Raw genomic sequence first — 24,540 nt, 5'->3', positions numbered from 1 at the left:
CCATGGCTCAGCAATATATTTTCCAGATGCAAGGCCTGACCAAGGCCTATCCCGGCGGCAAGAAGGTCTTCGAGAACATCTGGCTGTCGTTCTATTCCGACGCCAAGATCGGCGTGGTCGGCGTCAACGGTTCGGGTAAGTCCACCCTGCTCAAGGTGATGGCCGGGATCGACAAGGAATTCTCGGGCGAGGCCAAGGCCGCCGAAGGCATCAAGCGCGGGTACCTGCCGCAGGAGCCGGTGCTGGATCCCACGCTCGACGTCTGGGGCAACGTCATCGCCGACTGCGAGGACAAGCAGATCTTCGACCGCTACAACGCGGCGGCCAACCAGCTCGGCGTGGAATATTCCGACGAGCTGATGGAGGAGATGACCAAGCTCCAGGAGATCATCGACGCCCGCGACCTGTGGGACATCGACTCCAAGGTCGAGATGGCCATCGACGCCCTGCGTTGCCCGCCCAACGACGCCAACATCGAAAGCCTGTCGGGCGGCGAGAAGCGCCGCATCGCCCTGGCCCGCTTGCTGCTGAGCAAGCCCGACATCCTGCTGCTGGACGAACCGACCAACCACCTGGACGCCGAGTCCGTGGCCTGGCTGCAGCATCACCTGGAAGAGTTCCCGGGCTGCGTCATCCTGGTCACCCACGACCGCTACTTCCTGGATCAGGTCACCAAGTGGACGCTTGAGCTGGATCGCGGCAAGGGCATCCCCTACGAGGGCAACTACTCCGGCTGGCTGGAGCAGAAGCAGAAGCGCGTCGTCCAGGAGCAGTCGGAGTCCGAGGCTCGCCAGCGCGCCCTGACCCGCGAACTGGAATGGGTCCGCAGCTCGCCCAAGGCCCGTCAGTCCAAGTCGAAGGCCCGTCTGGCCTCGTACGAGGAAATGGTCGCCGCGCAGGAGAACGCCCGCGCCGCCCAGACCCAGGCCCACATCCAGATCCCGCCCGGCCCGCGCCTGGGCAACGTGGTCCTGGAAGTCACCGGCCTGGAGAAGGAGTACGGCGACAAGGTGCTGTTCAAGGACCTGTCGTTCAAGCTGCCGCCCAACGGCATCGTCGGCGTCATTGGTCCGAACGGCGCCGGCAAGTCGACCCTGTTCAAGCTGATCACCGGCCGCGAGCAACCCGACGCCGGCACCGTGAAGGTCGGCGAGACGGTGAAGCTCTCGTACGTCGATCAGTCGCGCGACGCCCTGGATCCGAACAAGACCATCTGGCAGGAGATCAGCGGCGGCACCGACATCATGATCGTCGGCAAGCGCGAGATTAACAGCCGCGCCTATGTCGGCAGCTTCAACTTCAAGGGCGGCGACCAGCAGAAGAAGGTCGGCCTGCTGTCGGGCGGTGAGCGCAACCGCGTCCACCTGGCCAAGACCCTGGCCACCGGCGGCAACCTGCTGCTGCTCGACGAACCGACCAACGACCTGGACATCGAAACCTTGCAGGCCCTGGAAGAGGCCCTGGAAGAGTTCGCCGGCTGCGCCGTGGTCATCAGCCACGATCGCTGGTTCCTGGACCGCCTGGCGACCCACATCCTGGCCTTCGAAGGCGACAGCCACGTCGAATGGTTCGAGGGTAACTTCGAGATGTACGAGGAAGACAAGAAGCGCCGCCTGGGCGCCGACAGCCTCATCCCCAAGCGCATCAAGTTCCAGAAGTTCGCCCGCTAAGCGGGGCCGCTGGACAACCCGCTTCCCCCATGCGAACCCTTCCTAAGGTTGTGTTCGCTTTGGGGGAAAGCGCGTGGCGTTGATTTTGGGGACATCCGGCTCCGACGTTCTGGTGGGCGGAGACGGCAACGACCAGATCGAGGACTCCTCGGGCGGCTTCGACATCCTGAAAGGTGGCGGTGGGGCTGATACCCTCACCGTCAACCGGCTCCTGGACATGCCTGTCGATGGCGTGGCGGTGTACGGCGAGGCCGGCGACGACATCATCTACTATACCGCGACCAACGATGGCTCTTACGCCCTTCTAGACGGCGGCGCGGGCAACGACCGGTTCGTGATCAGGGCGACCTCCGGCGAAACCCTGATCACCACGGGAACCGGTTCGGACACCATCCTGCTGGGCGGCTACAACCCGACCTGGCCGGGATCGCTGACGATCACCGATTTCACCGCCGGCGCGGGCGGCGACGTCATCTCCTGGGGGCAGATGTTCAACATCTGGCTCCAGAACTGGGGCGGCGGCAATCCGTTCTCGAGCGGCCACCTGCGCGTGGTTCAGGACGGCGCCGACGCCGTCCTGCAGATCGACTACAACGGCGGCGGCAACGACTACGTCCAGCTGCTCGTCTTCGAGAACACGACCGCGACCAGCCTGACGGCCTACAACTTCGGCGGTTTCAATCCCGCGGGCGGCGGGGTGCCCGGGAGCACGCTGACCGGTACGGCGAACGACGACACCCTGAACGGCGGCATTGGCGACGACATCATCAATGGTCTGGGCGGCGCCGATACGTTGCGCGGCGGTGATGGCGACGATCGTCTAGATGGCGGCGATGGCGACGACGCCCTGGAAGGCCAGCGTGGGGCCGACGTCGTGTCTGGCGGGGCGGGGAACGATAGGATCGCCGACCTCGACGGCGGCGATGACTGGCTGCAGGGCGGAGACGGCAGCGACAGTATCAGCCTCTATCGCAACAACAGTTCGGTCGTCGAGCACATCCGGCTGGATGGTGGCGATGGAAGCGACGGCATCATCCTCAGCGCCAACAGCTATGCCTACGTCCAGATCGACGCCGGCGCGGGCGGTGACGATATTCGCCTGAATAACGCCGGTGAGCATGTGACCATCACGACGGGCGCCGGCACCGACAGAATCTGGCTGCCCGGGCGCCTGAACGAGGCGCCGGACATCACCATTACCGATTTCACGACCGGCTGGGACGGCGACATCATCGAGTTCGGCGCGCTGCTGAACTACTGGGGATTGATGTACTACAACCCCTTCCAGCTGAGCTTTGCGCGTCTGGTGCAGTCCGGCGACGACGTCCTGCTGCAGGTGGATTCCGACGGCGCCATCGGGCCTAACGGGTGGACCACCCTGGTCACCTTCCTGGACGCGGACGCCGCCGCCTTCACGACCAACAATCTGGGTTTCGCGAGCTACTACGGGAAACCGGCGGGCGTCGGGCTGTGGGGTGACAGCTTCAACCACGTCTATATCGGCGGTGACGGCGACGACCTGCTGCAAGGGAGCAGTGAAGACGACATCCTCGTCGGTGGCGCGGGCAATGACAACCTGTACGGCGGCTCCGAGGGTAAGGACATCCTGTCGGGCGGGGCGGGCAACGATTGGCTGCACGGCTACGGTTGGACCAGCGCGGCGACTCGGATGGCGGGCGGCGTCTATATCGCCGGCGGCGAAATCGCCGATTATCGGGATGCGACCAATGCGGTGACGGTGGATCTGTCCCGGCCGGGCGTGGCGCAGGACACCGGCCAGGGGATAGACATCCTGGAGTCCATCAGCGGCGTCTACGGCAGCGCCTTCGACGACGTGCTGACCAGCAGCCGCTACAACTCCGACCTGCTGGTGGGCGGCGCGGGCAACGACAAGCTCTACGGAGACGGCGGCGACCTGCTGCTCGGCGGCGAGGGCGACGACCAGCTCTACTACGGGCTTGGCAGCCTGACGATGGACGGCGGGACCGGGAGCGACGTCGCTATCTTCTCGGAGCCGGCGGCAAGCTATGTCGTGGCGACGGATGCGAATGGCGCGACCACGGTCACGACGCAGTATGGCCAGATCGTCACCCTCTACAATGTCGAGTTCATCCGCTTCTCCGGCTCCGCTAATCCGGTGGCCGTCGCGCCCGCATCGGCGCCGACCTATGTCGCCGTGACTCTGAACGGCACGGCCAATGGGGAACAACTGACCGGCAGCGGCGCCAACGACGCGCTGAACGGTCTGGGCGGGTCGGACCGACTGTACGGCGGCGACGGCGACGACGTCCTGGACGGTGGCGCGGGCGTCGACTGGATGTACGGCGGCGGCGGGAACGACGCCTACTGGGTCGACAACACCAACGACATCATCGTCGAGCTGTCCGGCGAGGGCTACGACAGCGTGGCCGCCTCGGCCAACTACACCCTGTGGGTGGCGCTGGAGAAGCTGACCCTGATCGGCGCGGCGACGACCGGGACCGGCAACGCCGGCGCCAACCAACTGACCGGCAACGGCCTGGCCAACACGCTCTATGGGCTGGATGGCAACGACATCCTCAGCGGCGAGGGTGGGGCCGACACCATGGTGGGCGGGGGCGGCGACGACTCCTACTGGGTCGACAACGCCGGCGACGTGGTCACCGAACTGGCCGGCGAGGGTTTCGACACCGTCGCCTCGGCGGTCAGCTATGTACTGTCGGGCAATATCGAGCAGCTGATCCTGGTGGGCACGGCGGCCAACGCCACGGGCGGCGCCGAGGCCAACATGCTGATCGGCAACGCCTCCAACAACATCCTGACGGGCCTGGACGGCAACGACGTCATGGTCGGCAACGGCGGTCTGGACACCATGATCGGCGGCCGGGGCGACGACGCCTACTGGGTGGGTTCGACCACCGACGTGGTCACCGAGCTGGCCGGCGAGGGTTACGACAGCGTCGCGGCCTTCGTCAGCTACACCCTGACGGCCAATGTCGAGCAGTTGGTCCTGCTGGGCTCGGCGGCCAACGGGGTCGGCAACGCCCTGGCCAACATCATCACCGGCAACGAGCTCAGCAACGTGCTCGACGGCCAGGCCGGGGCCGATCTGCTGATCGGCGGCCTGGGCGACGACGCTTATTGGGTGGACAATGTCGGCGACACCGTCCTGGAACTGTCGGAGCAGGGCTTCGACACGGTGGCCTCGTTCGTCAGCTACACCCTGGCCGACAATATCGAGCAGCTGAAGCTCGTGGGCGACGTGGCCTTGACGGCCACCGGCAGCGCCAGCGCCAACATCCTGAACGGCAACGCCCTGGACAACACCCTCTACGGCCTGGGCGGCGACGACGTCCTGGCCGGCGAGGCTGGCGCCGACACCATGATCGGTGGCGTCGGCAACGACGCCTACTGGGTCGACAACGTCAACGACGTGATCGTCGAACTGGCGGGCGAAGGCTTCGAAAGCGTCGCCAGCTCGGTCAGCTACGCCCTGTCGGCGAACCTGGAGCAGCTCGTCCTGCTCGGAACCGCGGTTAGCGCCACCGGCAACGCCCAGGCCAATGTCCTCATCGGCAATGGCCTCGCCAACACGATCACCGGCGGCGGCGGCAACGACCTGCTGACCGGCGGGGCGGGCGTGGACACCTTCGTGTTCGGTCCGGGCAGCGGCCATGACCGCATCACCGACTTCGGGGCCAATGGCGACCACGACGTCCTGAACCTGTCGGCCTTCGCCGGCACGGGCGTGACCTGGACGGTGACCCAGCAGGGCGGGAGCACCGTGGTGGCGTTTTCCAACGGCGACGACATCCTGCTGGACGGGGTGATCGCCTCGCACGTCACCACCCAGGGAACGTCGCTGATCTGGAACTGATTGGACGCCGCGCCCCCGGGGACGAGGGCGCGGCGTCCGTCTACTTCTGCTCGACCGGCGCGCCCGGCGTGGCGGCCGAGCCGGGGAGGTTCGAGCCCGGGGCCGGGTTGGAGCCTTCCGGCAGGACCGGCGGGGTGGCGGGCGGGCTGACGCCGCTGTCGGACGGCATGGTGGTCGAGGCGGCCGGCGGGTTCACCGCGGTGTCGCTGGAGGGCGCTGTGGCCGGCAGGGTGGCCGAGGTGTCGGTCGACGTGCCGGTCGAGGCCGAGCCGCTCCACCAGTCCTTGCTGGCCCGGGCCTTGGGCGAGGCCTTCAGATAGGCGTCCAGCTGGCTGTAGGGGATCGGCTGCTTGGGTGCGCCGGGCAGGGGCTTGGCCTCGGGCGCGGCCGAGGCGACGCCGGACACGAGCACGGCCAGCGCGACGCCGGCGGCGAGCGTTCTGATCATCATGGGGAGTCCTCCGGAAAGGCGCGTCCACGCGGGCGCGTCGCTCAGCAAAACCCCTCGGCGTGGCCACGGTTCACAGCTTGGCCGTCCCATCGACCATCTGGGCGCAGCGAACGACGACACTAAGGCGTTATTCACAAGCGGTTGGCGGTGGCGCTCGGCCGCAACTGGAGTAGCTTGCGTCGCGTTGAGACGGACCCATCTCCGGATAGAGGAACGCATGCCACAGACGCCCGCCGACAAGCCCCATATCGTTCTCTCCCACGAGATGCTGATGCCCCTGCAGCCGATGCTGGAGGCCGCCTACCAGGTGCATCGCCTGTGGGACTATCCCGACCGGCTGGCCTTCCTGGACGGTCCGGGGCGACAGGTGCGGGCCATCGTCCATGCCGGCGAAATGGTGCTGGCCAAGGACCTGCTGTCGGAGATGCCGCGCCTGGGCCTGATCGCCTGCGTCAGCGTCGGCTATGACGGCGTCGACGTGCCGTGGTGCAAGCAGCACGGCATCGCGGTGACCCATTCCACGGGGCTGAACGCCGCCGACGTCGCCGACCATGCGGTGGGCCTGCTGCTGGCCGCCTGGCGCGGTATCGTCGAGGGCGACCAGAAGCTGCGCGGCGGCCACTGGACCAGCATGGAGCGGATGAGCCCCCGCCACGGGCTGCGCGGTCGCAAGGCCGGGATCGTGGGCCTGGGCCATATCGGCGAGGCGGTGGCCCGCCGGCTGGACGCCTTCGAGCTGAAGGTCTCGTGGTGGGCCCCGCGCCCCAAGGAGACCGAGCGGCCCCGCGCCAAGAGCCTGCTGGACCTGGCCCGCGACAGCGACATCCTGGTGGTCTGCGCCCGGCCCGACGCCGGCAACCGGCACATGATCGACCAGGCGGTGATCGAGGCCCTCGGGCCGCAGGGCCTGCTGGTCAATGTGGCGCGCGGCTCGCTGGTCGACGAGGACGCCCTGATCGCCGCCCTCAAGGACGGACGCCTGGGCATGGCGGGGCTGGACGTCTTCGACCACGAGCCGACCCCGGCCTCGCGCTGGGCCGGCGTGCCGCACACCGTGCTGACCCCGCACACGGCCGGCGCCACCCTGGACAGCATCCCGGCCATGGTCGGGCTGACGATCGAGAACCTGCGGCGGTTCTTCAAGGGCGAGACCCTGGCCTCGCCGGTGGATGGCTAGCCGGGGTACGGCGCGGCGAAAGCCTCCGGCTCTAGCCTCAGGCCGTTCACCAGCAGGCTGACCGTGCGGTAGAAGCCGGCCAGCATCATCAGCTCGATCCGCGCCTCCTCGTCGAAGGCCTCTGCCAGCCGCGCCCACAGGGCGTCGTCGATGTTGGCCTTGGCGTTGACCGCGTCGCAGAAGGCGATCAGCAGGGCCTCGCGCTGGGTCCAGCAGGCGGCGACGCCCGGCGTCGTGGTGGCGGCCAGGCGCTCGCTGTCCAGGCCCGCCGCCTGGGCGAAGAGCGCGGCGTGCACGCTCCACTCGTAGGCCGCGCCGTTCAGGGCGCAGACCCGATGGATGACGATCTCGCGCTCGGCCAGGGTCAGATGGCCGGGGTCGAGCAGGCCGCCGCCGGTGAAGCGCGCGAACAGCCGCGCGTCGCGGGCCAGGGTGCGAAACAGCGACAGCGGCTGGTCGCCGGGGGTCTTCAACTGGTCGAGCGTGGCCTGGACGGCGGCCGGGTAGGGCGGCTGGGCGGGCGCGATGCGCGGGGCGGCGTGAGCGGACATGGCGATCTCCTCGTGCTACAGAATCTGTAACATGGCGAAATCCGAGTCCGCTACAAAAATTGAAGCAACCGCGCCGCTGCCCGGTGCGCCGGTGCGCGGCTCCACGACCGGCCGGCCGGTCATGGCGGCGCTGGACCTGCTGGGGCGGCGCGGGGCGCTGCGGATCCTGTGGGAGCTGCGGGGCGAGGCGGCCCTGACCTTCCGCGCCCTGCAGGCGGCCGCCGAACTGCCGCCGGGCACGCTGAACGCCCGCCTGGGCGAGCTCCGGTCGGCTGGCGTGGTGGCCGCGAATGGCGGCTACCGCCTGACCCCGCGCGGCGCCGAGTTGATCCAGGCCCTGTGGCCGCTCATGATCTGGTCCGAGGCCTGGGCGGCGGACCTGGGCGAAGGGAAAGAGGGCTGACATGGCCAAGGTGCTGGGTCTGGGCGGGGTGTTCTTCAAGGCGGCCGATCCCGCCGCCGTCCGTGACTGGTACGGCCGGGTGCTGGGCTTCGAGATCACGCCCTGGGGCGGGGTGGCGTTCGAGCCTACCACGGTGGGCGGGACGAACTGGTCGCCGTTCGACGCCGATACCGGCTATTTCGAACCGTCGCAGGCGGCGTTCATGATCAACTTCGTCGTCGAGGACCTGGACGGCCTGCTGGCCAAGGCGGCGGCGCAGGGCGTCGAGCCCACGGGACGTCAGGACGACGAAATGGGGCGGTTTGCCTGGCTGATCGATCCCGCCGGGGTCAAGATCGAGCTTTGGGAGCCCGGCGAGGCCGCCTCCGAGGCATAGTTTGCCTCTTCCTGCCGTGGGGGCGGCCGGGATGCGACCGGTCCCGCGACGCGAAAACAGCTTGCCAAATCGGACATAAAGATATCTTTATATCCCTTATGAAGGTGTCGTCCGAACAGGTAGTGGATCTGCTGCGCGCGGCCGGGGAATCGACCCGGTTGCGGGTGCTGGCCCTGCTGGCCACCGAGGAACTTTCGGTGCTGGAGCTGTGCCGGATCCTCGACCAGAGCCAGCCGCGCGTGTCGCGTCACCTGAAGCTGCTGGCCGAGGCCGGACTGGTCGAGCGCTTCCCCGACGGGGCCTGGGTGTTCTACCGCCTGGCGCAGAAGTCGCCGGGGCGAGGCGTGATCGGCCGTGCCCTGGACCTCATCGATCCCGAGGACCCCGTCGCGCGCGCCGACATCGAGAAATTGGCCCTGGTCCGCGCCGAGCGCACCGCCGGCGCCCAGGCCTATTTCGCCCGCAACGCCGCGCGCTGGAACGAGATCCGCTCGCTCTATGTCGACGAGGCCGAGGTCGAGGCCGCCATCCTGGAGGCGGCGGGCGAGGGGCCTTTCGACGAGATGGTCGACCTGGGCGCGGGCGCCGGCCGCATGCTGACGCTTCTCGGCCGCCGCGTCGGGACGGCCCTGGGCCTGGACCTGTCGCAACAGATGCTGAACATCGCCCGCGACGAGGTGGCCAAGGCGGGCCTGGTTCACTGCGAACTGCGCCACGGCGACATCTTCGCCACTGGCCTGCCGGGCGGCTGCGCCGACCTGGTGACCGTGCACCAGGTGCTGCACTATCTGGGCGATCCCGCCGCTGCCGTGGCCGAGGCCGCGCGGCTGGTGGCCGACGGCGGCATGCTGCTGATCGCCGACTTCGCCCCGCACGACCACGAGTTCCTGCGCGAGAGCCACCAGCACCGTCGCCTGGGGTTCGCCGACGCCGAGATCGTCCCCTGGATCGAGGCCGCCGGCCTGGTCCTGGACAGCAACATCGCCCTGCCGCCGACCTCGGCCGAGGGGCTTACCGTGAAGATCTGGACGGCGCGTCGACCCGCCGTCCGCAAAGTCGAAAGAAGCGCCGCATGAGCGTCCAAACTCCCCGCCGCGTCATCGGCCCGGTCGCCCGGGCCGGCGAGCGCACCGACCGCCCGCGCGTCTCGTTCGAGTTCTTCCCGCCCAAGACCGAAGCGATGGAAGAGAACCTGTGGGCGGCGATCAAGCGCCTGGCCCCGCTGGACCCGGCCTTCGTCTCGGTGACCTACGGCGCCGGCGGCTCGACGCGCGAGCGCACGCACCGGACCGTCAAACGCATCCTGGAAGAGACCACCCTGAAGCCCGCCGCCCACCTGACCTGCGTCGGCGCCAGCCGCGACGAGGTGGACGAGGTGATCCGCGAGTATTGGGAGACGGGCGTTCGCCACATCGTCTCCCTGCGCGGCGACCCGCCTCCGGGCGAGGGCGGCATCGGCGGCGTCTACGTGCCGCGCGAGGACGGCTACAAGAACGCCACCGAACTGACCTCGGCCATCCGCGGCATCGCGCCGTTCGAGGTGCTGGTCGGGGTCTATCCCGAGAAGCATCCCGAGAGCCCGTCGCTGGACCATGACGTCGAGGTGCTGAAGGCCAAGGTCGACGCCGGGGCCACCCTGGCCATCAGCCAGTTCTTCTTCGACACCGACGCCTTCCTGCGCTTCGTCGACAAGGTGCGCTCCGCCGGCATCACCATCCCGATCGTGCCGGGCATCATGCCGGTGACCAACTTCAAGGGCCTGGTGAAGATGTCGGCTGCCTGTCAGACGGCGGTGCCCGGCTGGCTGGCCAACATTTTCGACGGCCTGGACGACGACGCCGACACCCGCCGGCTGCTGGCCTGCTCGGTGGCCGCCGAGATGTGCGCCAAGCTGCAGGAGCAGGGCTTCTCGGACTTCCATTTCTACACTCTCAACCGGGCCGACCTCGTCTACGCCATCTGCCGCGTGCTGGGCGTGCGCGAGGCCGCCCCGGCGCCTTCGGAGGCCGCGGCATGACCGATCTTTCCACCCGAGCCGGCCGCATCGCCGCCCTCAAGGCCGCCGCCAAGGAGCGGATCCTGATCCTGGACGGCTCCTGGGGCGTGATGTTCCAGAAGAAGAAGCTGACCGAGGCGGACTACCGCGCCCAGCGCTTCGCCGACTACGACGGCCAGATGAAGGGCAACAACGACATCCTGTGCCTGACGCGGCCGGACCTGGTGGCCGAGCTGCACGACGCCTATTTCGCCGCCGGCGCCGACATCTCCGAGACCAACACCTTCTCGGGCACCACCATCGCCCAGGCCGACTACGGCCTGGACGCCGCCACCGTGCGCGACATCAACTACGAGGGCGCCCGCATTGGCCGGGAAGTGGCCGACCGCTGGCTGGCCGAGCATCCCGAAAAGCCGCGCTTCGTCGCCGGCTCGATCGGGCCGCTGAACGTGATGCTGTCGATGTCGTCGGACGTGAACGACCCGGGCGCGCGCAAGGTGACCTTCGACCAGGTCTACCAGGCCTATCGCGAGCAGGTTTCGGCGCTCTACGAGGGGGGCGTGGACCTCTTCCTGATCGAGACCATTACCGACACCCTGAACTGCAAGGCCGCGATCAAGGCGATCATGGACCTGCGCGACGAGGGCCACGAGGAGCTGCCGATCTGGATCAGCGGCACCATCACCGACCGCTCGGGCCGCACCCTGTCGGGCCAGACGGCCGAGGCCTTCTGGAACAGCATCAAGCACTGCAAGCCGTTCGCCGTGGGCTTCAACTGCGCCCTGGGGGCCGACCTGATGCGCCCGCACATCGCCGAGATGGCGCGCATCGCCGACACCCTGGTCGCCGCCTATCCCAACGCCGGCCTGCCCAACGCCATGGGCGAGTACGACGAGGAGCCGCACCAGACCGGCCACCAGCTGCACGAGTGGGCCAAGGACGGCATCGTCAACATCCTGGGCGGCTGCTGCGGCACCACGCCGGACCACATCAAGCACGTGGCCGACGAGGTGCGGGATGTTAAACCCCGCGCCATCCCCGAGCGTCCGAAGGCCATGCGCCTGGCGGGCCTGGAACCGTTCGAGCTGGCTTGAGACACATGCGCACCACCATCCTCTTCGGCGGTATGAGCCGCGAGCGCCTGGTCTCGGTGGCCAGCGCCAAGGCCCTGGCCACGGCACTGCCGGAGGCCGACCTGTGGTTCTGGGCGCCGGACGACCAGGTCTATGTGGCCAGCGACGCCGTGCTGCAGGCCCACGAGCGGCCGTTCGAGATCGACCTGCCCACCGAAGGCGCGGCCATCGGCGGCATCGAAGCGGCGCTGGACAAGGCCAAGGCGGAAGACCGTGTGCTGTTCCTGGGCATGCACGGCGGCGCGGCCGAGAACGGTGACCTGGCGGCCCTGTGCGAGGCGCGCGGCGTGGCCTTCACCGGCTCGGACTCCAAGTCCAGCCGCCTGGCCTTCGACAAGATCGCCACCAAGGCCGCCGTGGCCAAGGCCGGCGTTGTCGCGCCTTCGACCGTCGAGCTGGCCGACGCCGAGGCCGCCCTGGCGAAATACGGCAAGCTGGTCGCCAAGCCGGTGGCCGATGGGTCGAGCTATGGCCTGATCTTCGTCAACGGCCCGGCCGAGCTGGAACAGCTGAACGCCGCCGCCGCCCGCGAGGCCTATGTGATCGAGCCCTTCGTGGCCGGCGACGAGGCCACCTGTGGGGTGCTGGAGCAGGACGGCAAGGTGTTCGCCCTGCCGCCCGTCGAGATCCGCCCGGCCGACGGCGCCTTCGACTATGTGGGCAAGTATCTAGCCAAGACGACCGAAGAGATTTGCCCCGCCACCTTCGCGCCCGAGATCAACGCCGCCATGCAGGAGGCCGCCCTCAAGGCCCACAAGACCGTGGGCGCCGGTGGCTATTCGCGCAGCGACTTCATCGTCACGCCCAACGGCCCGATCTTCCTGGAGATCAACACCCTGCCGGGCATGACCGCCGCCTCGCTCTATCCCAAATCGTTGAAGGCCCAGGGGATCGCGTTCCGCGACTTCCTCGATGGCCAGATCGCCCTCGCCGTGGCGCGGGCCAAGGAAGTCGTCTGATGCGTCCCGTCTTCGTCAACATCGGTGAGCGCACCAACGTCACCGGATCGGCCAAGTTCAAGAAGCTGATCGTCGAGGGGAACTACACCGAAGCCCTGTCCGTCGCCCGCCAGCAGGTGGAGGCCGGCGCCCAGGTCATCGACGTGAACATGGACGAGGGCCTGCTGGACTCCAAGCAGGCCATGATCACCTTCCTGAACCTGATGGCGGCCGAGCCCGACATCGCGCGGGTGCCGGTGATGATCGACAGCTCCAAGTGGGAGGTGATCGAGGCCGGCCTGAAGTGCGTGCAGGGCAAGGCCATCGTCAACTCGATCTCCATGAAGGAGGGCGAGGACAAGTTCATCGAGCAGGCCAAGCTGTGCCTGCGCTACGGCGCGGCCGTGGTGGTCATGGCCTTCGACGAGGTCGGCCAGGCCGACACCGCCGCCCGCAAGATCGAGATCTGTGAGAAGGCCTACAACATCCTGGTCGACAAGGTGGGCTTCCCGCCGGAAGACATCATCTTCGACCCCAACATCTTCGCCGTGGCGACCGGGATCGAGGAGCACGACAACTACGCCGTCGACTTCATCGAGGGCACGCGCGAGATCAAGAAGCGCTGCCCCTACGCCCGGATCTCGGGCGGGGTGTCGAACGTCTCGTTCAGCTTCCGCGGCAACGAGCCGGTGCGCCGGGCCATCCACTCGGTGTTCCTGTACCACGCCATCGAGGCGGGCATGGACATGGGCATCGTCAACGCCGGCGACCTGCCGGTCTACGACACCTTGGACGCCGAGCTGCGCGAGGCCGTCGAGGACGTGATCCTCAACCGCCCGCAGCGCACCAACGTCTCCAACACCGAGCGCCTGGTCGACATGGCCCCGCGCTACAAGGGCGACAAGAGCCAGGTCCAGACCGCCAACCTGGAATGGCGCAATGGCACGGTGAACGAGCGCATCACCCACGCCCTGGTCAACGGCATCACCGAATATATCGATCAGGACACGGAGGAAGCCCGCCTGTCGGTCGAGCGCCCGCTGCACGTGATCGAAGGCCACCTGATGGACGGCATGAACGTGGTCGGCGACCTGTTCGGCTCGGGCAAGATGTTCCTGCCCCAGGTGGTGAAGTCGGCCCGCGTGATGAAGCAGGCCGTGGCCTGGCTCGAGCCCTTCATGGAGGCCGAGAAGGCCGGCAAGCCGCGCGAGCAGGCCGGCAAGATCCTGATGGCCACCGTCAAGGGCGACGTCCACGACATCGGCAAGAACATCGTCGGCGTCGTGCTGCAGTGTAACAACTACGAGGTCATCGACCTGGGCGTGATGGTCCCGGCCGACCGCATCCTGGACGAGGCGCGCAAGCACAACGTCGACATGATCGGCCTGTCTGGCCTGATCACGCCCTCGCTGGACGAGATGGTGTTCGTGGCCGCCGAGATGGAACGCCAGGGCTTCACCATGCCGCTGCTGATCGGCGGCGCCACCACCAGCCGCACCCACACGGCGGTCAAGATCGAGCCGGCCTATCGCGCCGGTCCCACCACCTATGTGCTGGACGCCAGCCGGGCGGTGGGCGTGGTCTCCAACCTGCTGTCGGCCACCGAGCGCGACCGGGTGATCGGCGAGACCCGCGCCGAATACGTTAAAGTGCGCGAGCAGTACGCGCGCGGCCAGACGGTCAAGGCCCGCACCGCCATCGGCGAGGCCCGCAAGCGCAAGTACGCCATCGACTGGGCCGGCTACACGCCGCCCAAGCCGGCCTTCATCGGCACGCGCGCGTTCGAGCCGTCGCTGGAGGAACTGGTCCCGTTCATCGACTGGTCGCCGTTCTTCGCCAGCTGGGAGCTGATCGGCCGCTTCCCGCAGATCCTGGAGGACGACGTAGTCGGCGAGGCCGCCACCGATCTCTATCGCGAAGCCCGCCAGATGCTCGACAAGGTGGTGGCCGAGAAGTGGTTCGGGGCCAAGGGCGTGATCGGCTTCTGGCCGGCCCAGGCCGACGGCGACGACATCGTTCTCTATACGGATGAAACTCGCACGACCGAGTTGTCGCGCCTGTTCACCCTGCGCCAGCAGATGGACAAGTCCGAGGGCAAGGCCAACCTGGCCCTGGCCGACTTCGTCGCGCCGGTGGGGCAGGGCGCCGACTACATGGGCGGTTTCGCCGTCACCGCCGGCCATGGCGAGGACGAGATCGTCAAAAAGTTCAAGGACGCCGGCGACGACTACAGCGCCATCATGGCCTCGGCCCTGGCCGACCGCCTGGCCGAAGCCTTCGCCGAGTGGCTGCACTACAAGGCCCGCGTGGAGCTGTGGGGCTACGCGCCCGACGAGTCGCGCGACGTCGATGTGATGATCGCCGAGAAGTACCAGGGCATCCGCCCGGCCCCCGGCTATCCCGCCCAGCCCGACCACACCGAGAAGGGCACGCTGTTCAAGCTGCTGGACGCGGAAGCCGCCACCGGCATGATCCTGACCGAGAGCTACGCCATGAGCCCCGGCGCGGCGGTCTCGGGCCTCTATTTCAGCCACCCGCAGAGCCACTATTTCGGCGTCGGCAAGGTCGATCTGGACCAGGTCGAGGACTACGCCCGCCGCAAGGGCTGGGACACCGCCCTGGCCGAGAAGTGGCTGTCGCCGATCCTCAACTACGACCCGGCCGCCCGGGCGCGAGGCGAAGCGGCTTAGCATCCTGATCCCTCTCCCCTTGCGGGAGAGGGTGGCCTCCGAAGGAGGTCGGGTGAGGGGTTGAAGAACAGAACCGCCGCGATCAGCCGAAGGGCCGGTGGTGGCGGTCTTCGTTTGTGCGACCCCTCATCCGTCGGTCTTCGACCGACACCTTCTCCCGCAAGGGGAGAAGGGTTAGTCCAGCAAGTCAACCAGCCGCATCCGCAGCTCCGGCATCAGCAGCGGAGCGATCTCGGCGTCGGCGGGGTAGGTCTGCACGGAGCGGAAGCGCTCGTCGGACGGGTCGCGGTGGACGATCACTCGCCGCTTTTCGACGTCCACGACCCAATAGTCGCGCACGCCGTGGTCGGCATAGAGCCCGGCCTTCAGGCCCAGGTCCCGCGAGAGGGTGTCGTCGCTGACTTCGATCAGCAGCGAGAGGTCGCCGCCTGACAGCTCCTCCGGCTTCAAGTGGCGCGGATACAGCATCAGGTCGGGTTCGACGAAGAGCATCTCGGCCAGATAGAGCGTGGTCTCGACGCCCACGCGCTGATCGTCCGGCTTCCCCTTCACCAGCCATTCGTTGAGGGCGTTCTTGGCGATCTCGTGATCGTTCTTCTTGGCCGCCATCAGAACGAGCTCACCTTCGATCAACTCGACGTTCTCGTCCGACTGCATCACCCCGGCCTCGACCATGCGGAACACGTCCTGCGTGGTGAACAGCCGGCGGGGAAGGTCGGGCGGGGGGCGAACGGGTGCGTTCATGGCTTCGATCCTACCACGGGCGCCGAGGAGCGGGGAGGGGCGTGTGCGCCCTGGTCTTATGCGCTACCACTTCTCCCGAATCCGGGAGATCCAGCGTGAGCCAGTTCAATCGTCGTGACGTCCTAGCCCTCGGCGCGGCCGCCGCCGCGTTCGGTGGGAGCGCCCGGGCCACCGCTTCCGGCGACGCCGCCATCGAGGCCATGCTGGCCCAGGTGGCCGAGGACCTGATGCGGGAATATCCCGAGAACGCCTCGGCCCTGGGCTTGGACAAGGACGCTCGCGCCGGGCTGAAGGCCTCGCTGACCGACCGCTCGCTGGAAGGCCGCGCGAAACTCGCCGCCACCGCCAAGGCGCGACTGGCCAAGATGAAGGCGGTGGACCGCAAGACCCTCAGCCCCGCCGCCGTGCTGGACCTGGGCGTCGTCCAGACCGCCCACGCCCTGGCCGTCGAGGGCTTCGACTTCCCCTATGGCGACGCCATCGGCCTCAGCAACCAGTGGTCCTATCGCAACGCGCCCTATGTGGTGGCCCAGAACACCGGCGCCTTCGTCGAAACGCCGGACTTCCTGGACAGCCAGCACGCCATCGCGGGCGCCGCCGACGTCGAGGCCTATCTGCACCGACTGGAGCTCTACGCCGCACAGCTCGACGGCGAGACCGCGCGCCTCAAGCACGATGGCGCCCTGGGCGTGATCGCGCCAGACTTCCTGCTGGACAAGACCCTCAAGCAGCAGAAGGGCGCGCGCGCCCAGCCGGTCGCCGATTGGGGCCTGGTCGCGGGCTTGGCCAAGAAGACCAACGGCATGTCCGGCGACCACGTCCGCCGCGCCACGGCCATCGTCGAGGGCAAGATCGCCCCGGCCATGGACCGCCAGATCGCCGAGCTCCAGGCCCATCGCGCCAAGGCCACTTCCGACGCCGGCGCCTGGAAGCTGCCCCAGGGCGAAGCCTACTACGCCTGGGCGCTGCGGGCCGGCACCACCAGCCGCATGACGCCCGACGAGGTCCATGCCCACGGCCAGGAGCAGCTGAAGGCGCTGTTCGCCCGCATGGACACCCTGCTGAAGGCCCAGGGCCTGACCCAGGGCAGCGTCGGGGCGCGGATGAAGGCGCTGGGCGAGGACCCCAAGAACCTGTTCCCCGACACCGACGCGGGCCGGGCCCAGCTGCTGGCCTATCTGAACGAGCGGGTGGCCGACATGCGCACGCGCCTGCCGCGCGCCTTCGCCACGATGGTGCCCGGCAACCTGCTGATCAAGCGCGTGCCGGTGGAGGTCCAGGACGGCATGCCGGGCGGCTACGCGGCGGCGGGTTCGATCGATGGGACCGTGCCCGGCAACTACTACATCAACCTGCGCGACACGGGCATGTGGCCGCGCTTCGGCCTGCCGACCCTGACCTATCACGAGGGCATTCCCGGCCACATCTGGCAGGGCGAGTACACCTACAAGCTGCCGCTGGTGCGCTCGCTGCTGGCTTTCAACGCCTATTCGGAAGGCTGGGCGCTGTATGCCGAGCAGTTGGGCGACGAACTGGGCGCCTATGACGGCGATCCGCTGGGCCAGCTGGGCTATCTGCAATCGATCGCCTTCCGCGCCTGCCGCCTGGTGGTCGACACCGGCATCCACGCCAAGCGCTGGACCCGGGACCAGGCCATCGAATGGTTCGTGACCACCAACGGCTCGACCCGCGAAGAAGTGCAGGGCGAGGTCGACCGCTACTGCGCCTGGCCGGGCCAGGCCTGCGGCTACAAGGTGGGACACAGCGAGATCGTCCGCCTGCGCGGCAAGGCCCAGGCCGCGCTCGGCGCCCGCTTCGACCTGCGCACCTTCGACGACGCCGTGGTGATGGGCGGCAACGTGCCCCTGACCGAGCTGGAGGGCGTGATCGACCGCTATGTGGCGGCCAAGCGGAGCGCCTGAACACCCCTAGTCAAAACTATCGATTTGCCCTCATCCTTTAAGGCGCACGGAGGCGGTCGACCTTCGGCCACACGGGGGTGAAGGTGGGCGACAGGGGCATCAGCCGGCGGGCGCTGGGCGCGCTCGCGGCCGGAGGGGCGGCCGGACTGGGCTTGAGCGGTTGCGACCGCGCCGGACCGACCGAGGCGACCGTCAAGTCGCGGCAGTTTCCGAAAGACTTCGTCTGGGGCGTGGCCACGGCCGCCTTCCAGACCGAGGGCTCGCCCGAGGCCGACGGGCGCGGGCCCAGCATCTGGGACACCTTCGAGAAGCAGCCGGGCCGGATCAAGGACGGCTCGACCGCCGACGTGGCCACCGACAGCTACCGCCGCTATGCGGAGGACGTCGACCTGATCGCCGGGGCCGGGCTGAAGGCCTTCCGCTTCTCGATCTCGTGGTCGCGGGTGCTGCCGACCGGGGAGGGCACGGTCAATCCTGCGGGCCTGGACCACTACGAGCGTCTGGTCGACGCGTGCCTGGCCAAGGGGATCACGCCCTACGCCACCCTGTTCCACTGGGACCTGCCCCAGGCCCTGCAGGACAAGGGCGGCTGGAGCGCCCGCTCCACGGCCCAGAGCTTCGCCGACTACGCCGCCGCCGTGATCGAGCGGCTGGGCGACCGGCTCAAGCACATCATCACCCTGAACGAGCCGGCCGTGCATACGGTGTTCGGCCATGTGCTGGGCGAGCACGCGCCGGGGCTGAAGGATCTGGCCCTGCTGGGGCCGACCACCCACCACATGAACCTGGGTCAGGGCCTGGCGATCCAGGCCCTGCGCGCGGCGCGCGGCGACTTGAAGATCGGCACGACCCTGGCGCTGCAGCCCTGCCGGCAGGTGGGCGGGCCCCTGGCCTTCTGGAACCGGCCGGCGGCCGACGGGCTGGACGCCCTGTGGAACCGCGCGTGGCTGGATCCCCTGCTGAAGGGCAGCTATCCGGTGCTGATGGGCGAGTTCCTGAAGGGCCATCTGCGCGAAGGCGACCTGAAGACCATCCGCCAGCCGATCGACTTCCTGGGCGTCAACTACTACGCCCCGGCCTATGTCAGCCTGGACCTGGCCAACGCCAGCCACATCGCTCCCGGCGCGCCGCCCAAGGGCGCGGAGCTGGACGCCTTTGGCCGCCAGATCGATCCCCTGGGCCTGGCCGAGGTGCTGGCCACGGTGCGCCGCGACTACGGCAATCCGCCCGTGCTGATCACCGAGAACGGCTGCTCCGACCCGTTCGGCAACGGCCCGGGCGTGATCGACGACGGCTTCCGCAGCCAGTACCTGCGCCGCCACCTGGAGGCGGTGAAGAGCGCCATGGAGGCCGGGTCCAGGATCGGCGGTTACTTCACCTGGACCCTGGTCGACAACTGGGAGTGGGACCTGGGCTACACCTCCAAGTTCGGCCTGGTCTCGCTGGACCGGGCCACCGGGGTGCGCACGCCGAAAAAGTCCTACACCTGGTTCAAGGGCGTGGCCGAGAGCGGGCTGCTGCCGAGCTGAACCGTCAGTCCGGCTTGCAGACCAGCACGCTCTTGCCGTTGCGCTTGGCGGGCGTGAGGCTGCCGGCGCAGGGCTGGGGGTTGTTGGGATCGACCACGAATTCGGCCTTCTTGGACGGCGCGGCGGCGGGCTCGGGCTTGGGCTCGATGATCGGCGCGCCGGCGACGTAGCTGTCCATCGTCGGGAGAGGCTTGGCCGGAGCAGGGGCCGGAGCAGGGGCCGTGGTCGGCGCCGGCGCGGCCGGCTTCTTGGCCACCGGCTTGGCCGCCGCCGGCTTGGCGGCGGGCTTTGCGGCGACGGGCTTGGGCTTGGCCGCTTCGGGCTCGGCGACCGGCGGCGGCGCGGCCGCCTCGGCGACGGCGGCGTTCACTTCGGCGGCGGCCGCTTCTTCCGACGGCGTGGGCGGCGCGGCTTCGGCGGGCGCCTCGTCCTTCTTGACGTTGTAGTTCAGGGCCTGGCCCAGCAGGTTGGAGCGCTTCTCCAGGGCCTTGGCGCGGCTCTCGCAGTCGCCGGGTGGGCTCCAGCTCATCCACACCTGGGCCAGGCGCGCCTTGTCGACCTGCTCGGCGCCGCCCCAGACCGAACGGCCCTTCTTGATCGCCGCCGCGCCGTATTCCGAGATCGGGCGCGGGCTGGCCTTCTCGGCCGCGACGATGGCCGCGCGATAGACCTTGAGGTCGCTCTGGGCCTGGGTGCGCATGGCCGGATATTCCTTCATGGCCGCGGCGAAGCCGTCAGGGCCGGGGAAGGTCTTCTCGATGCGGGTGACCTCGGGCATCACCCGGTCATAGAGCTCCACATAGCCGCCCAGCGCGCCGTAGCACCAGCCGACATAGCCGTAGTCGTCGGTGGGGGCCGTGGCGGCGGGCTGGGTGCGGGGCGGAGGAGCGGAAGCGATCGGCGCCGTGGAAACCGGAGCGTCCTGGGCCATCAGGGCCAGGCCGAGAAGAAAAGCAGTCGCCATGCGGGCGGAAGTCCTCTTGAAAGGGCGTCGATCCAGAGAGTCGTGCGCGTGGAATAGAGCATTTCCGGCCCCATTGAGACCGGAGCATGGCGCCGCTCGGGTTTCAACCCGTTCGGCCGCCAAGCGTGACCATAACGACGCAACCGGACGAAACGCTCCCTCGCGGATGGAATTTTTCGCGGCGCGGCGGATCGCGGGGCCTTGGCCGTAACGTGTTCGCCCAGGGTTACGAACTTTCAATGTGCGGCGCAGCAGGCCCCGGGTGGGGCTGCGACGTTTTTGTGCTAGAAGGCAAAACGGGAGCGTGATCCGTTGGGGGGCGGGCGACGTATCTCAGGTCGTCATCACTCCGCCACGCTTCTGGACTTTCGTCGCCGACATGACCTTCTGGCGCAATATCGCAACCCTGGCCGCGCGGCGGCTGGACCTGGCGGAATGCCAGGAGTGTCCCCCCGGGCTGCCCGGCCAGGACCCGGCGTTCTCGACGGCCGTCACGGCGCTGGGCGCCAAGCTGGCCAAGGCCGACGGCTCGGCCGACGGCGACGAATACGCCGCCTTCGCCGAAGTCTTCCATCCCGACCCGGAGTCGGAAAACAACATCCACCGCCTGTACGATCTGGCGCGCCAGACCACGCACGGCTTCGAGAGCTACGCCAAGCGGCTGGCCAAGCGCTATCGCACCTGCCCGCAGATTCTCGAGGACGTGCTGGACGGGCTGTTCCACATCGCCAAGGCCGACGGCGCGGTCACCCAGGACGAGCTGGCCTATCTGGAGCGGGTCGCGGACCTGTTCGGCATGTCGCCGCTGTCGTTCCGCCGCCTGACCGCCACCCATGTCGGGACGGGTCCGGATGATCCCTATCGCATCCTGGACGTGCCGGCCGACGCCGACGACGCGGTGGTGCATTCGGCCTGGCGCGCGGCCATGTCGGAGGCTCACCCCGACCGGGCGCGGGCGCGCGGCCTGCCGCTGGAGTTCATCGAGGTGGCCGAGGCCAAGTCGGCCGCGATCAACGCCGCCTTCTCGACGGTGATGCGCGAACGTCGCGAACTGGCGGGAATCGACGCCCGCTAGCGCCGAATTCATTTTACGGAACCTTCAAGCGGGTGTTCAGTTGACGTTCAGAACTGGCGCCCCACCTTAAGACCAAGGGCTGGGCATGCCTGCGAGGAAGACGATGGACGCACCCAAGGCTACCGGTATCGCCTGGCGCAGCCTCGCCGCGCTCGCCGGCGCCGTGGCGACCTCGGTCGCCGTCGCCGTCGCCGCCGTGATCGCGGTGGTGTTCGCCGCCACCCTGGTGGTGATCGGCTTCATGGCCACGGCCCTGCTGGGCCTGGCCGCCTTCGCCTTCCGTGGCCGTCACCAGTCCGCCGCCGCCGCCAGCGGCGACCCTGGCCTGATCGAAGCCCGTCACATGGGCGGCCACTCGTGGGTGGCCTACGGCTGGAACGAGCGCCGCTAGGGCGCTTCCCGCCGATCTTGCTTTCCATCCCAGGTCTCGCGTCGAGACCTCTTGCCCTCCGCGCCGGCTTCCCCGACACTGCTTCAAACAAGTGTTTGGCTTTGAGCCTCGGGAGGACGACATGATCGGCGTGGTGGCGGTGCTGAAGGTTCAGCCAGACAAGACGGCGGACTTCGAGACGGTGTTCCTGGACCTGCAGAACAAGGTGAAGGCCAACGAGCCGGGCTGCCTGGTCTACCAGCTGACCAAGAGCCGGACCGAGCCTGGCGTCTACAAGGTGCTGGAGCTCTACGCCTCCGAAGAGGCCCTCAAGCATCACGGTGGGACCGACTATTTCAAGGCCGGCGGCGCGGCGATGGGGCCGTTCATGGCCGGGCGTCCTGAGATCGAATATCTGGACGGGGTGGAATAGGACGCAGTTTTTCTGCATCGTCCTCAAACGCAACCCACCTCTATAACCAGCGCTTACCCAGCCTTCTCCGGAGCCGCCTCATGGCCCTCGACGCCCTGTTCAAGCCGTTCGAATTCAAGTCGCTGAAACTGCCCAACCGGGTGGTGATGGCCCCGATGACCCGGTCGTTCTCGCCCGGCGGCGTGGCCACCGACGACGTGGCCGCCTATTACCGCCGCCGCGCCGAGGGGCAGGTCGGGCTGATCGTCACCGAGGGCACGGGCGTGGCCCGGCCGGCCTCGCTGAACGACGCCAACGTGCCGCGCTTCCATGGCGACAAGGAATTGGCGGCCTGGAAGAAGGTGGTCGACGAGGTCCACGCGGCCGGCGGCCTGATCGCCCCGCAGCTGTGGCACGTGGGCTCGGCCAAGGGGACGGCGCAACTGGGCAAGGTCGACAGCCCCTCGGGCCTCTCCAAGGCCGGCGGCGCCCAGTTCACCGAGCCGATGACCGACGCGGACGTGGCCGACACCATCGCCGCCTTCGCCACGGCCGCCGCCGACGCCAAGCGCCTGGGCTTCGACGCCATCGAGCTGCACGGGGCCCACGGCTACCTGATCGACCAGTTCTTCTGGAACGGCACCAATGTCCGCGACGACCTGTTCGGCGGCCCCACCATCGCCGAGCGCAGCAAGTTCGCCGCCGAGATCCTGAAGGCTGTCCGCGCGGCCGTGGGCCCTGACTATCCGGTGATCATCCGCCTGTCGCAGTGGAAGCAGCAGGACTACGCGGTCAAGAACGCCGAGACCCCGCAACTGCTGGAAGCCTGGCTCCAGCCCCTGGCCGACGCCGGCGCCGACATCTTCCACTGCTCGCAACGCCGCTTCTGGGAGCCGGAGTTCGAGGGCAGCGACCTGAACTTCGCCGGCTGGGCCAAGAAGCTGACCGGCGCCCCGACCATCACCGTCGGCTCGGTGGGCCTGTCGGGCGAGTTCATCGCGGCCTTCGGCGGCGAAGGCAGCCAGCCGGCCTCGATCGACGGCCTGCTGGAGCGCCTGGACCGCGGCGAGTTCGACCTGGTCGGCGTGGGCCGCGCCCTGCTGCAGGACCCGGAGTGGGTGGTGAAGATCCGCGACGGCCGCACCGACGAGTTGAAGAACTTCGAGCGCGAGGCGCTGGGGGTTCTGTACTAGGCCTCGTCCTGATCCTTCTCCCCTTGCGGGAGAAGGTGTCGGCGTAGCCGACGGATGAGGGGTTGAAAGACAGCGCCGCCGCGATCAGCCGAAAGGCCGGTCGCGGCGGTTTTCGTTCGCGCGACCCCTCACCCGACCTCCTTTGGAGGCCACCCTCTCCCGCAAGGGGAGAGGGGTTCTACGCATTGAAATTCAGCTTCAACCCCGTCCTCGGCCACCGCGCCTTGTAGAGCTTCCCCGTCCCCGACGCCGTGATCCACGCATCCCGCATGTCGGCGCCGCCGAAGCAGATGTTGGTCACGATCGCGTCGGGCGCGGGATAGTGCTCGGTCGAACCGTCCGGCGAAAAGGCGGTGATCCCGCCGTTGATGATGGTGGCCACGCACACCTTGCCGTCGGCCTCGACCGCCAGGCTGTCAAGCAGCTGGTAGCTCGGCAGGTTGCAGACCACGTTCCCCGGCTGGAGCGGCGCGGGATCGGCCAGGGCGCCGGGCGAGGCCACGTCGAACGACCACAGCCGCCCCAGCATGGTGTCGGCCATGTAGACCGTCTTCTCGTCGGGCGAGAGGCCCACGCCGTTGGGCGAGACGAAGTGGTCGCGCCAGCGCGTGATCTTCGAGCCGTCGGGCAGGGCGTAGTACAGCGCCCCGTACTTGCGCCCCTCGGGCGTGGAGCAGCCGTGATCGGTGAACCAGAAGCCGCCCTGCCTGTCGAACACCAGGTCGTTGGGGCCGACCAGGGGCTTGCCGTCGCATTCGGTGTAGAGGGTGGTCACCTGGCCGGTTGCGATGTCGACCCGCTGGATCGAGCCGCCCGTGTGGCTGGGCGGGGTGGGGCCGGGGATGTTCAGCCCATTGGCCTCGATGAACTGGAAGCTGCCGCCGTTGTTGGTGACATAGATCGCCCCGTCCGGCCCGATGGCCGCGCCGTTGGGACCGCCGGGAACCTGGGCCACCGTCTCCTTGCGGCCGTCGGGATGGATGCGGGTCAGGACCTGGCCCTGGATCTCGGTGAGGATCACCGAGCCGTCGGCCATGGCGATGGGGCCCTCGGGGAATTGCAGGCCCTCGGCGACGAGTTCCAGCTGCAT

Annotated in this window: 21 protein-coding genes; 16 read left to right on the top strand and 5 right to left on the bottom strand. The window is 68.4% G+C overall.

Annotation, left to right across the window (positions count from 1 at the left end):
• The first annotated feature begins 2 nt into the window (after window positions 1–2).
• Both ettA and AC07OA_RS11810 read left to right on the top strand, forming a co-directional pair.
• Window positions 3–1,670: an energy-dependent translational throttle protein EttA gene (ettA, locus tag AC07OA_RS11815; protein WP_494663999.1), complete on the top strand. Its 1,668-nt coding sequence runs from the start codon at window positions 3–5 to the stop codon at window positions 1,668–1,670.
• Window positions 1,671–1,743: 73 nt separating this feature from the next.
• Entirely contained in the window at window positions 1,744–5,526 is a 3,783-nt protein-coding gene (locus AC07OA_RS11810) for a beta strand repeat-containing protein (RefSeq protein WP_494663998.1), read from the top strand.
• 40 nt (window positions 5,527–5,566) lie between these two features.
• Here AC07OA_RS11810 and AC07OA_RS11805 read toward each other — a convergent pair whose 3' ends face one another.
• A complete protein-coding gene (locus AC07OA_RS11805) occupies window positions 5,567–5,977 on the bottom strand; it encodes a hypothetical protein (protein ID WP_494663997.1) in 411 nt (136 codons plus the stop codon).
• Window positions 5,978–6,194: 217 nt separating this feature from the next.
• Between AC07OA_RS11805 and AC07OA_RS11800 the strand changes: the two genes are divergently transcribed.
• Window positions 6,195–7,154 (top strand): 2-hydroxyacid dehydrogenase, encoded by a 960-nt coding sequence (locus tag AC07OA_RS11800; protein WP_494663996.1) that lies wholly within the window; start codon window positions 6,195–6,197, stop codon window positions 7,152–7,154.
• Here the strand turns inward: AC07OA_RS11800 and AC07OA_RS11795 are convergent.
• Window positions 7,151–7,705 (bottom strand): carboxymuconolactone decarboxylase family protein, encoded by a 555-nt coding sequence (locus tag AC07OA_RS11795; protein ID WP_494663995.1) that lies wholly within the window; start codon window positions 7,703–7,705, stop codon window positions 7,151–7,153. The two genes, AC07OA_RS11800 and AC07OA_RS11795, sit on opposite strands and share 4 nt — an antisense overlap.
• 31 nt (window positions 7,706–7,736) lie before the next feature.
• On the opposite strand from AC07OA_RS11795, the gene AC07OA_RS11790 reads away from it, so the two are divergent.
• The 7 genes from AC07OA_RS11790 (at window position 7,737) to metH (ending at window position 15,241) form a co-directional block, all read left to right on the top strand.
• Window positions 7,737–8,108, top strand: a complete 372-nt coding sequence (locus AC07OA_RS11790; protein WP_494663994.1) for a winged helix-turn-helix transcriptional regulator — start codon at window positions 7,737–7,739, stop codon at window positions 8,106–8,108.
• Between the two features lies 1 nt (window position 8,109).
• Window positions 8,110–8,484, top strand: a complete 375-nt coding sequence (locus AC07OA_RS11785) for a VOC family protein (RefSeq protein WP_494663993.1) — start codon at window positions 8,110–8,112, stop codon at window positions 8,482–8,484.
• A gap of 98 nt (window positions 8,485–8,582) precedes the next feature.
• Window positions 8,583–9,560: an ArsR/SmtB family transcription factor gene (locus AC07OA_RS11780; protein ID WP_494663992.1), complete on the top strand. Its 978-nt coding sequence runs from the start codon at window positions 8,583–8,585 to the stop codon at window positions 9,558–9,560.
• A complete protein-coding gene (gene metF, locus AC07OA_RS11775; RefSeq protein WP_494663991.1) occupies window positions 9,557–10,501 on the top strand; it encodes a methylenetetrahydrofolate reductase [NAD(P)H] in 945 nt (314 codons plus the stop codon). The genes AC07OA_RS11780 and metF overlap by 4 nt, the downstream gene beginning before the upstream one ends.
• Window positions 10,498–11,574 carry a homocysteine S-methyltransferase family protein gene (locus AC07OA_RS11770; protein WP_494663990.1) on the top strand — a complete coding sequence of 359 codons (1,077 nt, stop codon included), beginning with the start codon at window positions 10,498–10,500 and terminating at the stop codon, window positions 11,572–11,574. Before metF ends, AC07OA_RS11770 begins: the two co-directional genes overlap by 4 nt.
• A 5-nt stretch (window positions 11,575–11,579) precedes the next feature.
• Window positions 11,580–12,572: a D-alanine--D-alanine ligase family protein gene (locus tag AC07OA_RS11765; RefSeq protein WP_494663989.1), complete on the top strand. Its 993-nt coding sequence runs from the start codon at window positions 11,580–11,582 to the stop codon at window positions 12,570–12,572.
• Complete coding sequence (gene metH / locus AC07OA_RS11760; protein ID WP_494663988.1) at window positions 12,572–15,241, top strand: methionine synthase; 2,670 nt, start codon at window positions 12,572–12,574, stop codon at window positions 15,239–15,241. The genes AC07OA_RS11765 and metH overlap by 1 nt, the downstream gene beginning before the upstream one ends.
• 174 nt (window positions 15,242–15,415) lie before the next feature.
• Here metH and AC07OA_RS11755 read toward each other — a convergent pair whose 3' ends face one another.
• Complete coding sequence (locus tag AC07OA_RS11755; RefSeq protein WP_494663987.1) at window positions 15,416–15,985, bottom strand: Uma2 family endonuclease; 570 nt, start codon at window positions 15,983–15,985, stop codon at window positions 15,416–15,418.
• Window positions 15,986–16,080: 95 nt separating this feature from the next.
• On the opposite strand from AC07OA_RS11755, the gene AC07OA_RS11750 reads away from it, so the two are divergent.
• Window positions 16,081–17,907, top strand: a complete 1,827-nt coding sequence (locus AC07OA_RS11750; RefSeq protein WP_494663986.1) for a DUF885 domain-containing protein — start codon at window positions 16,081–16,083, stop codon at window positions 17,905–17,907.
• An 83-nt stretch (window positions 17,908–17,990) separates the two neighbouring features.
• Window positions 17,991–19,436, top strand: a complete 1,446-nt coding sequence (locus AC07OA_RS11745; RefSeq protein WP_494663985.1) for a GH1 family beta-glucosidase — start codon at window positions 17,991–17,993, stop codon at window positions 19,434–19,436.
• 4 nt (window positions 19,437–19,440) lie between these two features.
• Here AC07OA_RS11745 and AC07OA_RS11740 read toward each other — a convergent pair whose 3' ends face one another.
• Window positions 19,441–20,400: a hypothetical protein gene (locus AC07OA_RS11740; protein WP_494663984.1), complete on the bottom strand. Its 960-nt coding sequence runs from the start codon at window positions 20,398–20,400 to the stop codon at window positions 19,441–19,443.
• A 379-nt stretch (window positions 20,401–20,779) separates the two neighbouring features.
• Here AC07OA_RS11740 and AC07OA_RS11735 point away from each other — a divergent pair, with 379 nt between their 5' ends.
• From AC07OA_RS11735 to AC07OA_RS11720, 4 genes are all read left to right on the top strand, one after another.
• Complete coding sequence (locus AC07OA_RS11735) at window positions 20,780–21,475, top strand: TerB family tellurite resistance protein (RefSeq protein ID WP_494663983.1); 696 nt, start codon at window positions 20,780–20,782, stop codon at window positions 21,473–21,475.
• Between the two features lie 103 nt (window positions 21,476–21,578).
• Complete coding sequence (locus tag AC07OA_RS11730) at window positions 21,579–21,866, top strand: hypothetical protein (protein WP_494663982.1); 288 nt, start codon at window positions 21,579–21,581, stop codon at window positions 21,864–21,866.
• A 121-nt stretch (window positions 21,867–21,987) separates the two neighbouring features.
• Window positions 21,988–22,278: a putative quinol monooxygenase gene (locus tag AC07OA_RS11725; RefSeq protein ID WP_494663981.1), complete on the top strand. Its 291-nt coding sequence runs from the start codon at window positions 21,988–21,990 to the stop codon at window positions 22,276–22,278.
• An 80-nt stretch (window positions 22,279–22,358) separates the two neighbouring features.
• Entirely contained in the window at window positions 22,359–23,450 is a 1,092-nt protein-coding gene (locus tag AC07OA_RS11720; RefSeq protein ID WP_494663980.1) for an NADH:flavin oxidoreductase, read from the top strand.
• A 178-nt stretch (window positions 23,451–23,628) separates the two neighbouring features.
• On the opposite strand, the gene AC07OA_RS11715 is transcribed toward AC07OA_RS11720, so the two are convergent.
• A complete protein-coding gene (locus AC07OA_RS11715; protein WP_494663979.1) occupies window positions 23,629–24,540 on the bottom strand; it encodes an SMP-30/gluconolactonase/LRE family protein in 912 nt (303 codons plus the stop codon).

It is taken from the genome of Caulobacter sp. GW821-FHT09B08 (assembly GCF_059418225.1).
Note: the sequence above shows the minus strand (reverse complement) of the source record. Positions and strands in the feature narration are given on the sequence as shown.

Excerpts from the sequence above, each read along its gene's own strand:
- AC07OA_RS11755 (WP_494663987.1), bottom strand. The coding sequence starts at position 15,985 with ATGAACGCACCCGTTCGCCCCCCGCCCGACCTTCCCCGCCGGCTGTTC.
- AC07OA_RS11720 (WP_494663980.1), top strand. The coding sequence starts at position 22,359 with ATGGCCCTCGACGCCCTGTTCAAGCCGTTCGAATTCAAGTCGCTGAAA.
- AC07OA_RS11795 (WP_494663995.1), bottom strand. The coding sequence starts at position 7,705 with ATGTCCGCTCACGCCGCCCCGCGCATCGCGCCCGCCCAGCCGCCCTAC.
- AC07OA_RS11790 (WP_494663994.1), top strand. The coding sequence starts at position 7,737 with ATGGCGAAATCCGAGTCCGCTACAAAAATTGAAGCAACCGCGCCGCTG.
- AC07OA_RS11800 (WP_494663996.1), top strand. The coding sequence starts at position 6,195 with ATGCCACAGACGCCCGCCGACAAGCCCCATATCGTTCTCTCCCACGAG.
- AC07OA_RS11805 (WP_494663997.1), bottom strand. The coding sequence starts at position 5,977 with ATGATGATCAGAACGCTCGCCGCCGGCGTCGCGCTGGCCGTGCTCGTG.
- AC07OA_RS11785 (WP_494663993.1), top strand. The coding sequence starts at position 8,110 with ATGGCCAAGGTGCTGGGTCTGGGCGGGGTGTTCTTCAAGGCGGCCGAT.
- AC07OA_RS11765 (WP_494663989.1), top strand. The coding sequence starts at position 11,580 with ATGCGCACCACCATCCTCTTCGGCGGTATGAGCCGCGAGCGCCTGGTC.
- metH (WP_494663988.1), top strand. The coding sequence starts at position 12,572 with ATGCGTCCCGTCTTCGTCAACATCGGTGAGCGCACCAACGTCACCGGA.
- AC07OA_RS11780 (WP_494663992.1), top strand. The coding sequence starts at position 8,583 with ATGAAGGTGTCGTCCGAACAGGTAGTGGATCTGCTGCGCGCGGCCGGG.
- metF (WP_494663991.1), top strand. The coding sequence starts at position 9,557 with ATGAGCGTCCAAACTCCCCGCCGCGTCATCGGCCCGGTCGCCCGGGCC.
- AC07OA_RS11725 (WP_494663981.1), top strand. The coding sequence starts at position 21,988 with ATGATCGGCGTGGTGGCGGTGCTGAAGGTTCAGCCAGACAAGACGGCG.
- AC07OA_RS11715 (WP_494663979.1), bottom strand. The coding sequence starts at position 24,540 with ATGCAGCTGGAACTCGTCGCCGAGGGCCTGCAATTCCCCGAGGGCCCC.
- ettA (WP_494663999.1), top strand. The coding sequence starts at position 3 with ATGGCTCAGCAATATATTTTCCAGATGCAAGGCCTGACCAAGGCCTAT.
- AC07OA_RS11735 (WP_494663983.1), top strand. The coding sequence starts at position 20,780 with ATGACCTTCTGGCGCAATATCGCAACCCTGGCCGCGCGGCGGCTGGAC.
- AC07OA_RS11730 (WP_494663982.1), top strand. The coding sequence starts at position 21,579 with ATGGACGCACCCAAGGCTACCGGTATCGCCTGGCGCAGCCTCGCCGCG.
- AC07OA_RS11740 (WP_494663984.1), bottom strand. The coding sequence starts at position 20,400 with ATGGCGACTGCTTTTCTTCTCGGCCTGGCCCTGATGGCCCAGGACGCT.
- AC07OA_RS11770 (WP_494663990.1), top strand. The coding sequence starts at position 10,498 with ATGACCGATCTTTCCACCCGAGCCGGCCGCATCGCCGCCCTCAAGGCC.